We start from the raw sequence: 14,984 nt of genomic DNA, 5'->3' as shown, positions 1-14,984 counted from the left end.
CCGGGCTGCAGGGCCTCCTCTTCGAGCAACCCCAGGTCATCGAGAGCGCCCGCGCCCAGGGGCCGCTGAGCGACTTCGTGAAGGAGGGGCGTTGCACGTTCGCCTCGGGTGACTTCTTCAAGGAGCAGCCTGAGGGGCTGGACGCGTACCTCATGAAGTGGATCCTTCATGACTGGGACGACGAGCAGGTGAAGCAGATCCTCTCGGTGACTCGGAAGGCTGCGGGGAAGCCGGGCAAGAAGCTGTTCATCGTGGAGCTCGTCATCGACCCGGTGCCGCTGCAGGCCCTGGAGGCACGGGTGTACGACATGGCGATGCTCGTCATGCAGGAGGGACGCGAGCGCAACGAGCAGGAGTTCCGCGGCCTCCTGGCGGCGTCGGGCTTCGAGCTCAAGCGCGTGGTGCCCACCCTCACGCCTTACCGCGTCCTCGAGGCCGTCTCGGTCTGATCCGTGGACCGTTGTCCCTGCAGGCCGGGCCTGTTTTACAAGGCCTGGCCCATTGCATAGGCTCGGCTCGCTTGGGCCAAGGGGCCGGCAATGGGTGAGGTGTGATCGATGGCATCAGAGGCCTTGACGGATAAGTCGGCAGAGTCACGGGCGGTCGTCTTGCGGACCCTGGACGCCTTTGGACGAGTGGACCTCCAGGCGCTCTACAGCACGTTCAAGGACGACGTGGTCTGGGATGTCATCGGTGGGAGCTATCTGCCCCAGGGAGGCCACTACGTCGGCAAGGAGGCGGTCATCCAGACCTTCCTGGTCGGGTTTGTCACGGCCTGCTTCGACTTCACTGCCCCGTTCAAGTTCGAGATCAAGTCCGTCAGCGCTGACGGGCCCACCGTGGTCGTCGAGTGGTTCATGAGCGCCAAGACGGTCCGGGGGCTCTCCTACGAGAACAACTACTGCGTCGTCTTCACCGTGACCCATGGTCAGGTCCAGTCGGTGCGGGAGTACACCGACACCGCGTACCAGCTGCGTGTGCTCTTCGAGTAACTCGCGAGCGCTCTCTACAGCGGCCTCAGCGCTCTCTACAGCGGCCTCGGGCTCGTCTCCGAGCAGGGGTTCGTCTGCGGATTGAGTCCGGAGTTGCTGGACTACAATACCTTACAGCTAAGACCTCTAAGTCGGTGAGAACTTGAATTGCCATCCCTCGCTGGATACAATTTTTCACGCTCAGCGAACAGCTCTGTCGGGTCATCGCCATTCATAGGAGGGCACCATGCGTCGCATTGCCATCATTGGTTCCGGGCAGGCAGGACTCCTCGCGGCGCATGGGTTGCTGAAGAGTGGGTACCAGGTGACGCTCTACTCTGATCGGACGCCGGAGCAGTGGGTGAAGGAGAGCAAGCCCACGGGCACCGCGGTCCGCTTCGACATCGCGCTTCAGTTCGAGCGCGAGCTGGGCCTCAACTTCTGGGACCAGGAGGCGAACTGGGGTACCGGGGGCCACATCACGCTCTCGCCCATGCCGGGCAAGCCCTTGCTCACGCTGGCCGGGCGCATGCCCCAGCCCTTCCTGGCGATCGATCTGCGGCTGCAGAGCCAGCGCTGGATGGAGGAGCTGACCCGCCGCGGCGGCCGGATCGAGCTCGGCTCGGTCTCGGTGGAGAGCCTGGACCAGATCGCCGCCGAGAATGACCTGACGATCGTGGCCTCAGGGCGTGGGGAGCTCAGCCGCCTGTTCGAGCGAGATGCCGAGCGCAGCGTCTATGACAAGCCGCAGCGCCACCTGGCCATGGTCTGCGTGAAGGGGCCTGCCATGGGCTTCGACAGCACTCCACTGCTGCCGGTGAAGTACAACATCATCGGTACCGTGGGCGAGTCCTTCTGGATCCCCTACTTCCACAAGGACGTGGGGCCCAGCTGGGGCCTGCTCATCGAGGCGAAGCCAGGCGGCCCGCTGGACCGCTTCGAGGGCGCCACCAGCGGCGAGCAGGTGCTGGAGCAGCTCAAGCAGGTGGTTCGTGAGTTCACGCCCTGGGAATACGACTGGCTCAAGAACGCCGAGCTGTCGGATCCGCTCGGCTGGCTGGTAGGGAAGATCACTCCCACGGTCCGCAAGCCCGTGGGGCGGCTGCCCTCGGGCCGCTGGGTCACCCCTGTGGGCGACACGGCGATGTCCTTGGATCCCATCGCGGGTCAAGGCGCCAACAACGGCAACAAGATGGTGCGCAACCTCGTCGAGTCCGTTGTTGCCCACGGGGATCGGCCCTTCGACGCCCAGTGGATGACGGACACCTTCGAGCGCTTCTGGGCTCGGCACGGCGCACCGACCTATGCCTTCAGCAACATGCTGCTGGAGCCGCCCACGGTCGGGATGCGCAAGCTGCTCTTTGCTCAGCAAGGCAGCGACGGTCGCGTCGACAACCTCAGCGGCCAGCAGCGGCTGGCGAACGCGTTCGTCGAGAACGTGATCGATCCAGGGCTCCTGACGCACGTGGTGCAGGATCCGCGCAGGCTGCACGAGCTGATTGAGAAGACGACGGGCCGCTCGTGGATCCGGGCGGTCGCCGGCGGCGCCATGAGCGCGATCTGGGGAGCGCTGCGGCATCGGCGGGGGCGGTCCCCGCGCCCCTCGCTCGTGGCCGAGAACAAGGCCGCGGCCTGAGGACCAGCCCTTCACTGGGAGCGCCCATGAGCTGGCGCTCCCTACGGACGTGAGGCAGGGGCCGCGCTACTTCTTGCCTGGGATGTTGTAGGTGACCCTGTAGGTGCAGATCGGCGAGCCCTTCTTGCGGCAGGCCTTCGGATCGTGCACGAGCTTGGCCTTGGGATCGAAGAGCAGCGCGACTCCCTCCACGATGCCCGCGGCGAACGCGCAGGGGTACAGGGCGTCCACGTCGAAGATCAGCTCGCCCTTGCCCGTCACCGGCCGGAGGTTGTAGTTGCCGATGCCCTCGATGATCTCGCCCGTCTGGGGGTTGAACATCGGCACGAAGTTCTTGGCGTGGTTGATGTGGTACCCCGCGCCCATCAGCTTCATGGCCGTTTCGATGTCGCGGAAGTGGGCATCTCCCACCTGCTTCGCCCTCTTGGCGACGAAGAGGCCCGCCTGCTTGATGGTGTACTCACCGAACTCCGCCTGGACGCGATCCATGGCGCGGATGAGGGAGGAAACAGGGTACCAATGGGTCGGATCCAGCTTGACCAGCCCGATTCCTTCGTCATCCACCGTGCCCAGGCCCACATCCAGCAGGATCTTGCTGGCAAGCAGGGTGAAAGACCCGAACCCGTCCAGAATGGTCTGTATGTTGGCGCCGAGGACCTGGTAGTCGTTGTAGTCGTCCGGATTCTGCATGATCGCCCCCTGAAGTGGATGTCGCCGGTAGCGCGATGGCTTGAGACGCTCAAAGCCGGTGAGGTACTCCAGCACGGGGGATGGGTGAATTCAAGTGTCGCGCCGACAGGCGCCCCGCCCTAGGCAAGCCCTCGGGTGGAGAGCCCTTCGCACGGCCGCCTCAAGGCGCTCGGGCGGATCGGGCGTGACGCTCGTTCCCATGGGCACGATGAAACAGGTACTTTGACGCTCCTACAGGAGAGGCTGATGAGCACGATCGAGGATCCGCACCTTGAACTGGAGACGCTGGCCGAGCCCTACCGCATCAAGGTGGTGGAGAAGGTCCGCCTGCCTTCTCGAGCTGAGCGCGAGCGCATCCTGAAGCAGGCCACCTATTCCATTGTCCACATCGACTCAAACGATGTGTTCATCGATCTCGTCACGGACAGCGGCACCGGCGCGATGAGCGATCAGCAGTGGGCCGCGATCATGCGGGGGGACGAGGCGTACATGCGCGCCCGCAGCTTCTTCGAGCTGGAGAAGGCGGTGCGGGAGATCCTCGGCTTCAAGCACGTCATCCCCACCCACCAGGGGCGTGCGGCCGAGCACATCCTGATGGAGCTGCTGCTCAAGCCGGACGACATGGTCCTGAGCAACACCCACTTCGACACGACGCGCGCGCACGTGATGCACCGGAAGGCCGTGCCCGTGGACCTCATCGGGGACTGGCTCTGGCGCTTTGACGAGGAGCAGCCCTTCAAGGGGAACTTCGATCTGGCCAGGCTCGAGGCCGCGCTCGAGCGCCACCACAAGCGCGTCCCCTTCATCATGATCACGGTGCTGAACAACTTCGCGTGTTCCTCGCCCGTGTCCATGGAGAACATCCGTGAGACTCGGCGCCTGGCGGATCGCTGGAACATCCCCGTCTACTTCGATGCGTGCCGCTTCGCGGAGAACGCGTACTTCATCAAGATGCGAGAGGAGGGCTACCGCGACAAGTCCATCCTCGAGATCGCCCGGGAGATGCTCTCGTACGGGCAGGGCGCCTGGATGAGCGCGAAGAAGGATGCCATCGTCAACATCGGCGGCTTCATCGCCCTGAATGACGAGTCCCTCGCACGGCGCTGCCAGGAGCGGTTGGTGCTCTACGAGGGCTTCCCCACCTACGGCGGGCTGGCAGGGCGGGATCTGGAGGCCATGGCCGTGGGGCTCCACGAGGGCATTGACGAGGCCCACCTGGCACAGCGGACCGGACAGGTGGCCTACCTCGTCGACCTCTTCGACAAGGCCGGGATCAAGGTCAGCAAGCCCGCGGGCGGCTCCGGGGTGTTCGTCGACGTGGAGTCGCTCTACGGGCACCTGCCGCTGGAGAAGTTCCCCGCCATTGCCCTCACCTGCGATCTCTACCTGGAAGGCGGCATCCGCGCCGGCGCCTACCCGTTCCACTTCAACACGGTGGACGCCAAGACAGGCGAGCTGAGCATGAAGGTCTTCCAGTTTGCCCGGTTCGCCATTCCGCGGCGGACCTATACCAAGGGGCACCTGGACTACATCGCGAAGGTGATGGCGCGGGTGAAGGAGCGGGCGCCTCACAACAAGGGCTACCGCTGCATCTACGCCCCCGAGGTGCTGGAGCACTTCTTCTCGAAGTTCGAGCCGCTCGGGTGACGGCCACCGGGCCGGCGCCGGATCCGTGGGCGCCGCGCCTCAGAAGGCGGCGCGGTTGAACTCCCGGGTCTCCGTGCTGGCGTGGAAGTCCGAGGGCCGGGGCTTTGCTTCCAGGTGGGTGGAGAGGCCGTAGGCCTCGGTGGCCAGGTACATGGTCGTCCGGATCTTGCCGCCCTGCCGCCGCATGGAGGCCCACTGGATCAGCCCCACGCCCGCATCCAGGCGCCGGTGCGCGAGCGCACGCACCGCCCGCTCCAAGAGCGTGTGGCTCTGCGGCTCCAGCAAGAAGCGGATGCGCTCCATGGTCTGCCCGTCGTTGGCCACGTGGCAGCGGACAGGCACGTGCAGCGTCACGCTGGAGGGGCGCTCGTCGTCATCCGAGGTGAACGACAGGCACGTTAGCACGGGCCGCGACGTCTCCACGTGGCCGGTGTGGCCCTTCAGCGCCTGGCAGAAGACCCAGGCCTCGCCCGGGACGTACTCCTTCGCCAGGGACATGACGGACTCGAGCTCCTCCGCGGTGATGTCCCGGTGCGCCAGGTAGATCTTCACGCGGGCGGCCTGGTGCGCCGACAGATCCAGCGAGAAATAGAGGATCTGGTCCTGTCCCTCGGAGCGCATCACCTGCTCGGAGAGGCAGCGCCAGGCTCCCGAGAAGCCCAGCCGCTCCAAGGCCTCCCGGACCACGTCGTTGGCATGCTCGGGGCCACGCGCCGCGGGGTTGAGGTACACCTTGACGTCGGGCCGGCCGGCCTTCACGAAGAAGGCGTGCCAGAGCGCGAAGCGCGCGCGGGGATCCACCGGCTCGAAGAGATCCTTCACCTGGTTGAGCCGCTCCAACCGTACGCCGAACTCCTCGCCGAGCCGCTCGGAGAGCGCCAGGCCGTCCTCCCAGGTGGAGCGCAGCGTGCTCGGGCCGTGGGCGCTCTGGGCCTCCATGAGGAAGCGGACCTCGGGCCGGCCGTCCTCGATGGCCAGGGAGAGCTCGAACGGCGTGTGGTCGTCGGTGATGTCCGACTTCCAGGGAGGAGTGGTGCCGATCCGCCGCGCGCCCCAGGGGCTGCTCATGAAGTGGAAGAAGCGCTTCACCGTCGCGGTGTTCGTGGCGTCATAGCCCACAGCCTCGCACAGCGCCTGCAGGCGGGCGGTGCCGAACTCCTGGAACGTCAGGGTGGAGGGCTGCTGCCAGGCCATCTGGGCCCGCTTCACCTCGAGCTGGTGCAGCGCGTAGGTCAGCAGGTGGTTGGCCAGGTCGCCCAGGAGGCTGAAGACCTCGTCGATCGCCTCCAGCGCGTCCTGCTCCAGCGCCGCAGGCACATCCACGGACTGCTGGGCCCAGGGGGCGTGGTTGAGCTGGGTGCGCAGGAAGCGCAGGCCCACCAGCTCCTTGCCCGTGCGCGACTCGAAGGTGCGGGCCACCTGCTCGAACGCTCCCAGGCTCATGCTCCCCGCGGCGTGCAGCGCCAGCATGAGGACCTGGGTCGTCGCCGGGCTCGCGTTCGCCGCCAGATCGATGAGCTCGTAGAGCGTCCGGCGGGTGTGGCTGCCTTCCGCACCCCACAGCAGCCGCACCATGCTGGTGAGGTCCGAGGTGCTGCTCAGCCCGAGCACCTGCAAGTCGCTCAGGTACAGGGCCCAGTGTGCGCTCTCCTGGGGGTTCTCGGGGATGAGCTCGGGCTCGCGCCCCAGGAGGGTGCGGTTCAGATCGGCAAGGCCCAGCACGAAGGGTGCGACACAGGGCAGGAAGCTCAGGCGCTCCTGGGGCGTCAGGCGCTCATCCTGGAGGAAGCCCATGAACGCAGACCTGGCGAAGGTCTGCCTCTGTCCGCTCAAGTGCTCCAGGACCTGTTGCATCGCTTTCGCTCCTCAACTGGACTGTCGATGACCCAGCGCGCCGTGCTTCCGGGTGTGCCGCTTGTCTTCGGTAACCCCCCAGAATCTGTCAGACCGAGAGGGGTGGTTTGGACCCCCCCAGATTGCGTCCGACGTGTGTGTTTGTAGCGCATTTTTTTCGTTTAGGTCAAATGGATTGGGTAAAAAAATCTCTACCCTACGAGATTCTTTGGCAAGGGGTCTCTCTTAGATCTCGTTAAGTTTCAGTCTCAGCAAAAAACAAGCAAGATTAACGGGGGTGGGTGGGTTGTGACTCATTGGGAAGAATTGACCCAGGGGTAGTCAACAGCTCCCACCGCCCAAAGAACGAGGTGGAGAGCCCTACTCAGAGGGTTCTATCCAAGATTGAGCCGAGGGCTCTCTTTGGGATCTTCGGGGAGCTGAAAGGAGTGTCAGTTCAGCCAGCGCGGCCCTGCGGGCCCCGTCTGTTGCTCATCCGACAGCCACGCGATGGGGGACTCATCGTTCATCGCCGCATCGAAGTTCGCAGCGACCACGTACCCCGTGCGCGTCGCCTGGCAGCGGAGGATGTGCAGCCGGGTCCGGGGAATCAGCAGCTCGGGGATGCTCGCCTCGATGAGCTGCCCCGGCTCCAGGGGCTCCTGGGACAGCAACAGGCAGCCGCTCGCCGAGGCGTTGATGATGTCGGCGTCCAGCACCTCGCCGCCGCAGTGAAGCTTGATGGCCAGTCGCAGGGGATACCGCCGGTGTCGACGCCGCTCGTTGTCGAAGGACACGGTATGGCCTCCTCAAGCGCTGCCCAGGCACCCGCAGGGACAGGAACCCAAACAATATGCGGGAATCATACCGTAGGGCAGCCAGCTGGTCAGGTTCACATTGCCACTCATGTATTGCGGACGGGCTTGTCAGTGAGTGTAGGAAGGAGCTTTCTTTGCAGTGTATGTGCTTTGGGACTGTATGCATACATTTAATGCCGAGGCGGGGGCTGGCAGATTGGCGCCTATGAAATGGAGTCCTCTGCTCCTCTTGTCCCTGGGGTTCACGGCCCTCGCCCAACCTATGAGCGCTCCCGCTGGAATTGAAGCTGAGACCCGTGCGTGGCACGCCGATCGCGTCGCCCGGCTGACCTCGGAGGATGGCTGGCTCACGCTGGTGGGCCTGCACTGGCTGGACGAGGGTGCCAACCGCTTCGGGTCGGCCCCGGACAATGACCTGGTCTTCCCGGCCGCCTTTCCCGCCCGTGCGGGCACCTTCACCCGCAAGGGCTACACGGTAAGCCTCGTCCTTGAGCCGGGGAGCTCCCTCACCCTGGAGGGGAAGCCCTTCACGGGGGGCGCGCTGCGCAGTGATGCCGACGGCAAGCCGGACACGCTGGCGCTGGGCTCGGTGCGCTTCTTCCTGATCCGCCGCGGCGAGCGGCTGGGTGTGCGGGTGAAGGACTCGGAGGCGGCGACGCGCAAGGCGTTCCACGGCATCCCCACCTACGCGCCGAGTGCCGCCTGGCGTGTGGAGGGGCGCTTCGAGCCCGCCACCACCGAGCGGAAGATCTCCGTCCCCAACGTGCTGGGCGAGGTGGAGGAGATGGTGTCCCCGGGCACCGTCGCCTTCACCTTGGGAGGAAAGGAGTACCGGCTCGCGCCCGTGGTGGAGCCTGGGTCCGACCAGCTCTTCTTCATCTTCGCAGACCTGACCAACCGCGATGAGACCTACGGCGCAGGCCGCTTCCTCTATACGGGCCTGCCCAAGGACGGGAAGGTGGTGCTGGACTTCAACCGGGCCTACAACCCGCCGTGCGCCTTCACCGCGTTCGCCACGTGCCCGCTGCCGCCGTCGCAGAACCGGCTCAAGGTGCGCGTGGAGGCAGGAGAGAAGCGCGCCGGCGATCACTGAGCCGGTGCACGCTCACACCGCTGAGAGCTTCAGGTCCCGGTGGAGGCCGGCGTCGCGGCTCACGCGCCAGATCTTCTGATCCAGGTAGTAGTGGTGGAGGGCGAAGCCCCAGATGAAGCCCGAGGCCAGGTCCCTCAGGGAGAGCCCCGCGCCAAGCATCAGCTTGGTGTCGAAGGTGCCGCAGCCGGGGTGCACTCCGAAGCCGCAGCCGAGCGCGCGGTAGAGCAGGGTGAAGGCCACGCCACACGCGACGTAGACGAGGAAGCGCCCGCTGATGCGCGGGGCGAGCCCGAAGGCGGAGGGATCCACGCTGGGGCCGTGGTAGCGGTTGCGGTGATAGAACCAGACGATGCCGTGGTACTGGACGTTGTGGAACGCCGTCACCACCACGGCGACCATGAGGACCTCCATCCGGCGCGTCACCTCGGGCAGGAAGAGGAGCACGCTCAGCCCGAGCGCCGCTGCCAGCAGCAGCACCTTGGGCGTGTGGATGCCGAGGCCCGCGCGCCACCGCTGGAGCTGCCGCGCGGCGAAGAGTGCCACCACCGCGGCCGTTGCGGCCCAGCAGATCTGGGCCACGAGCGCCTCCGGCCCTGGCTGCGGGCTCAGCCCGAGGAGCCGGCGCGCCACCGGGTGGGTGAGGGCGAAGGCGACGAAGGGCGCCAGCAGCCCCACGTACAGCGTGAGGCTGTCCACCCGCCGGTCCACCGGGAGGGTGTCCTTGCTCTTCCGCTGGTAGAGCGTCATCACCCCGTAGTGCTGGCGCACCACGTGCCAGTAGGCCCAGACGTTGGTGAAGGCGAGGAAGAGATCGAACGGCAGCCTCCTTCCCAGCAGGACGGACACGCTGAAGGCGAGCGGCCCGGCGGCGAACCACCCCAGGCTTCCCAGCAGCAGCCAGCGCCGCGCCGCACGCTCCCGACGGTCCAGGTAGGTCCTCGAGAGGGTGGCGAAGATGTGCGGCCCATCCAGCGCCAGCACCCAGGCCCACCACAGCACCAGCCCGCTCACGCCCACCCCGAGGTGAAGGCCCAGCAGCACGAGGCTCGCGGCCAGCCCTCCCACCGTCGAGAGCAGATCATGGCGGCGATCGACGAGCCAGCCGGTGCGCAGCGGCGCGGTGGCAGCCACGGAGGCAGCGTTCATTCAAGGCTCCTGTCTCGCGTCCAGGGCAGGCGCGTCAAGGATGCCATGGGGTGGGTGGGAGTGCTGGGTGAGGTATGTGCCTACACGCATGGGAGTGTGTCCAGGCAAGCAGACAGTGGCGCAATAAGAGCTTGAGCCGGAGGCATCGGAGCCGCGACAGTTCTGATCATGGAACAGGGGCGGCGCGCGACAGACCGGAAGGCCGTGGGTCTGCTGGTGAAGCTCAAGCACTCGGATGTGGGGAGCTTCGCTGAGGAGTTCGCCACCAACTTGAGCCCTGGCGGGATGTTCATTCGCTCGCGCACGCCGCAAGCGCTGGGCACGCTCGTGAAGTTCGAGGTGCAGATCGCCGGCGGTGTCCGGGTGCTGCGCGGCACGGCCGTGGTGCGCTGGGTGCGGGAGACCGCCAACGAAGAGGGCCCTCCGGGCATGGGCCTCCAGTTCCAGGAACTGGACCCGCTCACCCAGGCGCTCATCGACCGGATGCTGCAGCTCAACAAGGAGGCGGCTGAGGCGCAGAGCGCATCGGCCGCGTCCGAGCCAGAGCCTTCCGTCGATGCCGCCGCGCTGGAGCGGGAGATGCTGGCCAAGGGGATGCTGGACCGGGTCGGCAAGAGGGTCACTGCCTCGAGGCTGCCGGCCATCGCGCCCTCTGTCGCGCCGGTGCCACTGACTCCGAAGGGGCAGCCCGAGGGCTCGTCCTCGAAGAGCGCGGCGGAGGAGTTCTCGGCGAGTCTCATCCTGGCCGAAGAGCGGATGGAGGAGAGCGCTGACCTGGGAGCGCTCCTCGATGATCTCGCGGATCTCGGCTCGCCGCTCGGGAGCCCTGGCGCGTCTCCGGCTTCCGCCCCGCCCTTTGCGCCGACTCCGGTGCCCCTGGCGGTGCCGCCTCCCGGGACCGGTGACGTGGACATCGCTGTCGATGATCTGATCCTGGCCGCCCCCACCCCCACTCCGGTGCCCGAGGTGAAGTTCGAGGTCCTCGATGAGCCCATGCCCGACATCGACTTCGAGATGGAGTCGCTGGGCGGGGACCTGCCAGTGGCCGTGGGGATGCCGCTGGAGGAGATCGAGGCTCCTCCCGTCGTCTCCGGAATGCCCCTGCCTCCCGTCGCGCAGGCAGCACCCACCCGTCCCGTGGCGCCTCCACCTCCGCCAGCCGCCGCTCAAGCAGTGCCGTCTCGCCCCGCGGGCGTCTTCCCGGCAATCCCCGCGGCCGGGGCGCAGGCTCAGCCCGTGGCGCCTCCTCCGGCTGCGCCGCAGCCCCAGGCTCGGCCTCCGGCGCCTCCTCCCGCCGCGGCTGCTGCACCTGCTGCGCCTGCACCTGCCAGCCCAGACCTGAGCTTCGATGTCGATCTGGGCCTGGGATCCTCGAAGCTGGTGAACCAGTCGGACTCCCCGGACTTCAAGCCCGGCAAGGGCGTGGAGTTCGATCTGGATCTGGGCAGTGGCGAGGACATTGACGTCGACAAGCCGGGTCAGCCGAGCCGCCGCAAGGCCAAGCCTCCCAGGAGTGCGCCGCCGCTTCCTTCGGTGCCCTCGCCCGCGCAGCCCATGGCGGCGCCCCCCCGCGCGTTTCCGGCACCTGCGCCCGGTGCCAGCGCTCCCGAGGCCCGTGCGGAGGCGCCACGTGCTCCCGCCCCGCCGCCGGCGAGTGCCCCGCCGCCTCCAGCTCCCAGGCCCGAGCCTCCCAGCAAGACGGCCCTGCCGCCGACGGTCTTCCTCCAGCCGCAGGTGCCAGCTCAGGCCACGGGGCCGGTGATCGGCATCGATCTGGGGACCACCAACTCGTGCGTGGCCATCATGTCCGGTGGCCGGCCCATGGTGCTGCGGTCGAAGGAGGGCTACAACACCATCCCCTCGGTCATCTCGATCAGCTCTCAGGGCAAGCTGCTCGTGAGCCACCGCGCGAAGAGCCAGCTCGTCATGCGCCCCACGCAGACGATCTACGGCGCGAAGCGGATCGTCGGCCGTCCCTACGAGAGCGCCGTGGTGAAGCAGGTCCGCGAGCGCTTCCACTACGAGATCGTCCCTGATGCGCTGGGCCGCGCGGCGGTGCGCATCGCCGACCGGGTGCTCTCGCTGGAGGAGGTGCAGGGCCTCATCCTCAAGGAATGCAAGGAGATGGCCGAGCAGCACCTCGGCCAGAAGGTGGAGCGGGCGGTGGTGACGGTGCCCGCCTACTACTCCGAGCCGCAGCGCGAGGCGGTGCGCAAGTCCGGCGCGCTGGCCGGCCTGAAGGTCGAGCGCATCCTCAACGAGCCCACCTCCGCGGCGCTGGCCTATGGCCTCAACCGCGAGATGAACAAGCGCGTGCTGGTGTACGACCTGGGCGGCGGCACCTTCGACGCGACGATCCTGCGCATCGAGAAGAACGTCTTCGAGGTGCTGGCCACGGGCGGCGACATCTTCCTGGGCGGCCTCGACTTCGACAACGCCATCGTCGACTTCCTGCTGGAGCGCTTCCAGCAGCTGGAGAACGTGCCCTTCCAGGGGGACGGCGTCGCCCTGTCGCGCGTGAGCGATGCGGCCGAGCGCGCGAAGATCGCCCTCTCCGAGCGCCAGCACTACGAGGTCCACATCCCCATGCTGATGACGGACGACATCGGCCGTCAGCGAGATCTCAACTTCACGATGACGCGCGCGGACCTGGAGCGCATCTGCGAGGGCCTGGTGACGCGCACGCTGGATGTGGTGCGGGACGTGCTCCTGGACGCGCGGCTGAAGCCGAGCGACATCGACGACATCATCCTCGTGGGCGGCCAGGCGCGCATGCCGCTGGTGCGCGAGAAGATCAAGGCGCTGTTCGGCAAGTCGGCGCACTCCAGCGTGAACGCGGACGAGGCGGTGGCGCTGGGCGCGGCGCTGTACTCGACGGCGGTGGACAAGGTGAGCAGCGTGGTGCTCATCGACGTGCTGCCGATGACCATCGGCCTGGCGATGCCGGGCGGTTCCTTCCAGCGCGTCATCGAGCGCAACACGCCGCTGCCAGCGCAGCGCTCGTTCGCGGTGTCCACGTCTCGGGACAACGAGGAGGTGCTGGAGCTGTCCATCTTCCAGGGCGAGGACAACCACATCTCCGCCAACGAGTACCTGGGCACCGTGCGGATGGAGGGGCTGCCGAAGGGGCCCAAGGGCGCGGTGCGGGTGGCGGTGACGATCAAGATGGACGCGGAGTGCGTGCTGTTCGTGGAGGCGCGCGAGTACCAGACGCGCAAGTCCGTACGGGCGACGCTGGCCACGCGCTACACGCCGGATCAGCTGGCCCAGCAGCTCAATGTGGACGCGAGCGCGGCGCGCGCGGCCGAGGAGCGGCGTGGCGCGGATCTGCGCGAGCGCGCGGGCCGCTTCTGGAGCTTCCTCAAGAAGGTGGTGGGCAGGTCCTGAGGCCCCCACTGGCTCGTACGGGAGCGGTGCTGGTAGACGGTGGGTATGACGCGTCTCCATGCCTCGCTGCTCGTCCTTGTCATGACCGGGGTGGCCTGTGGCTCGAGCTCCGGTGGCGGCCCTGGCCCGCAGCCTCCCGGGAACAAGCCGGACCCCCAGAACCCCACGGTCGAGATCGCTCCCGCGGCCGGCAGCGAGTGGTACCGCAAGGCCGTCTTCTACGAGCTCTTCGTCCGCAGCTTCCAGGACTCGAACGGAGACGGGAAGGGGGACCTGAAGGGTCTCATCTCGCGCCTGGACTACCTCAACGACGGGGACCCGAACACCCAACAGGATCTGGGCGTGGATGCGCTGTGGCTGATGCCGGTGTTCGACTCGCCCAGCTACCACGGCTACGACGTCGTGGATTACGAGCGCATCGAGCCGGACTACGGCACGCTGGAGGACTTCGAGCTCCTGTGCGCCGAGGCCCACCGGCGGGGGATGCGCGTCATCCTCGACTTCGTCATCAACCACTCGGGGGTGGACCACCCGTGGTTCGTGGAGTCCTCCTCCTCACCGGCCTCGTCGAAGCGGGGCTGGTACGTGTGGAAGGGCCAGGATCCGGGCTGGAAGCAGCCCTGGAGCCAGTTCTCCAACACCCCCACGTGGCACGCGCGCGGCGGGGCCTACTACTACGGCGTGTTCTGGGGCGGGATGCCGGACTTGAACATGCAGAACCCGGAGCTGCGGGCGGAGATGAAGCGCCTGGCCTCGCTGTGGCTGGAGCGGGGCGCGGATGGGTTCCGTCTGGATGCCGCGCGCTACCTGATCGAGACGGGGGCGGGCTTGGGGCAGGCCGACACTCCCGAGACGCACGCCTTCTGGAAGGAGCTCGCCGCGCACGTGCGGCAGGTGAGGCCGGACGCGGTGCTCGTGGGTGAGAACTGGAGCACCACCCCCATCGTCGCCACCTACTACGGCTCGACGAAGGATGTGCCGGGTGGGGATGAGCTGCCGCTCAACTTCAACTTCGGGCTCTCGGAGCAGATCCTCGCGGGGCTCAACGCGGGCAACGCCGCACCCATCGCGGCCAAGCTGGCGGAGATGGCGAGCGTGTACCCGGCCGGTGTGAGTGACGCGCCCTTCCTCACCAACCACGACATGGTGCGCGTGGCAACGCAGCTCGGTGGGAACGCGGGAAGGTTGTCCAATGCGGCGGCCCTGTTGCTCACCCTGCCAGGGGCGCCCTTCCTCTACTACGGCGAGGAGCTGGGGCTGGCCAACGGCACCGCGAACAATGACGAGGCCAAGCGCACGCCCATGCCGTGGGATGACACGGGGGGCGGTGGCTTCACCACGGGCACGCCGTGGTTCGGCTTCTCGCCAGGGCACACGGCGGGACGCAACGTGGTCGCGCAGACGAACGCGACCGGCTCCCTGCTCTCGCGCTACCGAGCGCTCATCCAGGCCCGCCACGCCTCGGAGGCGCTGAGCCGTGGAGGGCTCAAGCTCCTCAGTCCCACCCAGGGGACGCAGGCCATGCTCTCCTTCGTGCGCACGCTGGGGGAGGAGCGGGTGCTGGTGGTGCACAACGTCACGGAGTACAGCGTGTCCGCGGGCCCGTTCGACATTGCGGGCTCCACGCCCGAGGTCCTCTTCGCCGACAGCAACGTCTCAGCGCTCTCGAAGACCGCGAGCGGCTGGCAGGCGAACCTGCCACCGCGAGCCACGGGCATCTGGCGCCTGAAGCCGTGAAGCGGGGCTACCCGTTCCTCTCGAGG

Annotated in this window: 11 protein-coding genes; 7 read left to right on the top strand and 4 right to left on the bottom strand. The window is 67.2% G+C overall.

Features of this window, described 5'->3' with window-relative positions; genetic code table 11:
* The 3 genes from VD972_RS01235 to VD972_RS01225 all read left to right on the top strand — a co-directional run.
* A partial coding sequence (locus VD972_RS01235) for a methyltransferase (RefSeq protein WP_324979484.1) occupies positions 1-449 on the top strand: 449 nt, incomplete at its 5' end.
* Between the two features lie 123 nt (positions 450-572).
* Positions 573-992 carry a nuclear transport factor 2 family protein gene (locus VD972_RS01230; RefSeq protein ID WP_324979481.1) on the top strand — a complete coding sequence of 140 codons (420 nt, stop codon included), beginning with the start codon at positions 573-575 and terminating at the stop codon, positions 990-992.
* 226 nt (positions 993-1,218) lie between these two features.
* Positions 1,219-2,607 (top strand): styrene monooxygenase/indole monooxygenase family protein, encoded by a 1,389-nt coding sequence (locus tag VD972_RS01225; protein WP_324979479.1) that lies wholly within the window; start codon positions 1,219-1,221, stop codon positions 2,605-2,607.
* Positions 2,608-2,673: 66 nt separating this feature from the next.
* Here VD972_RS01225 and VD972_RS01220 read toward each other — a convergent pair whose 3' ends face one another.
* Entirely contained in the window at positions 2,674-3,297 is a 624-nt protein-coding gene (locus tag VD972_RS01220; RefSeq protein WP_324979477.1) for a hypothetical protein, read from the bottom strand.
* A 246-nt stretch (positions 3,298-3,543) separates the two neighbouring features.
* Between VD972_RS01220 and VD972_RS01215 the strand changes: the two genes are divergently transcribed.
* Positions 3,544-4,944 carry a tryptophanase gene (locus VD972_RS01215; RefSeq protein WP_324979475.1) on the top strand — a complete coding sequence of 467 codons (1,401 nt, stop codon included), beginning with the start codon at positions 3,544-3,546 and terminating at the stop codon, positions 4,942-4,944.
* Positions 4,945-4,983: 39 nt separating this feature from the next.
* Here the strand turns inward: VD972_RS01215 and VD972_RS01210 are convergent, their stop codons facing one another.
* Both VD972_RS01210 and VD972_RS01205 read right to left on the bottom strand, forming a co-directional pair.
* Entirely contained in the window at positions 4,984-6,798 is a 1,815-nt protein-coding gene (locus VD972_RS01210; RefSeq protein WP_324979472.1) for a tryptophan dimethylallyltransferase family protein, read from the bottom strand.
* Positions 6,799-7,229: 431 nt separating this feature from the next.
* Positions 7,230-7,574, bottom strand: a complete 345-nt coding sequence (locus VD972_RS01205; RefSeq protein WP_324979469.1) for a PilZ domain-containing protein — start codon at positions 7,572-7,574, stop codon at positions 7,230-7,232.
* A 283-nt stretch (positions 7,575-7,857) separates the two neighbouring features.
* Between VD972_RS01205 and VD972_RS01200 the strand changes: the two genes are divergently transcribed.
* Positions 7,858-8,688 (top strand): DUF1684 domain-containing protein, encoded by an 831-nt coding sequence (locus VD972_RS01200; protein ID WP_324979487.1) that lies wholly within the window; start codon positions 7,858-7,860, stop codon positions 8,686-8,688.
* A gap of 12 nt (positions 8,689-8,700) precedes the next feature.
* Here VD972_RS01200 and VD972_RS01195 read toward each other — a convergent pair whose 3' ends face one another.
* A complete protein-coding gene (locus VD972_RS01195; protein WP_324979466.1) occupies positions 8,701-9,834 on the bottom strand; it encodes a hypothetical protein in 1,134 nt (377 codons plus the stop codon).
* A gap of 168 nt (positions 9,835-10,002) precedes the next feature.
* On the opposite strand from VD972_RS01195, the gene VD972_RS01190 reads away from it, so the two are divergent.
* Complete coding sequence (locus VD972_RS01190; protein WP_324979463.1) at positions 10,003-13,221, top strand: TIGR02266 family protein; 3,219 nt, start codon at positions 10,003-10,005, stop codon at positions 13,219-13,221.
* Between the two features lie 45 nt (positions 13,222-13,266).
* A complete protein-coding gene (locus tag VD972_RS01185; protein WP_324979461.1) occupies positions 13,267-14,958 on the top strand; it encodes an alpha-amylase family glycosyl hydrolase in 1,692 nt (563 codons plus the stop codon).
* The last annotated feature ends 26 nt before the right edge of the window (positions 14,959-14,984 follow it).

It is taken from the genome of Hyalangium sp. (assembly GCF_035629615.1).
In the GTDB taxonomy this organism is placed as follows: Bacteria; Myxococcota; Myxococcia; order Myxococcales; family Myxococcaceae; genus Hyalangium.
Note: the sequence above shows the minus strand (reverse complement) of the source record. Positions and strands in the feature narration are given on the sequence as shown.

Excerpts from the sequence above, each read along its gene's own strand:
- VD972_RS01215 (WP_324979475.1), top strand. The coding sequence starts at position 3,544 with ATGAGCACGATCGAGGATCCGCACCTTGAACTGGAGACGCTGGCCGAG.
- VD972_RS01195 (WP_324979466.1), bottom strand. The coding sequence starts at position 9,834 with ATGAACGCTGCCTCCGTGGCTGCCACCGCGCCGCTGCGCACCGGCTGG.
- VD972_RS01225 (WP_324979479.1), top strand. The coding sequence starts at position 1,219 with ATGCGTCGCATTGCCATCATTGGTTCCGGGCAGGCAGGACTCCTCGCG.
- VD972_RS01200 (WP_324979487.1), top strand. The coding sequence starts at position 7,858 with ATGAGCGCTCCCGCTGGAATTGAAGCTGAGACCCGTGCGTGGCACGCC.
- VD972_RS01210 (WP_324979472.1), bottom strand. The coding sequence starts at position 6,798 with ATGCAACAGGTCCTGGAGCACTTGAGCGGACAGAGGCAGACCTTCGCC.
- VD972_RS01190 (WP_324979463.1), top strand. The coding sequence starts at position 10,003 with ATGGAACAGGGGCGGCGCGCGACAGACCGGAAGGCCGTGGGTCTGCTG.
- VD972_RS01185 (WP_324979461.1), top strand. The coding sequence starts at position 13,267 with ATGACGCGTCTCCATGCCTCGCTGCTCGTCCTTGTCATGACCGGGGTG.
- VD972_RS01220 (WP_324979477.1), bottom strand. The coding sequence starts at position 3,297 with ATGCAGAATCCGGACGACTACAACGACTACCAGGTCCTCGGCGCCAAC.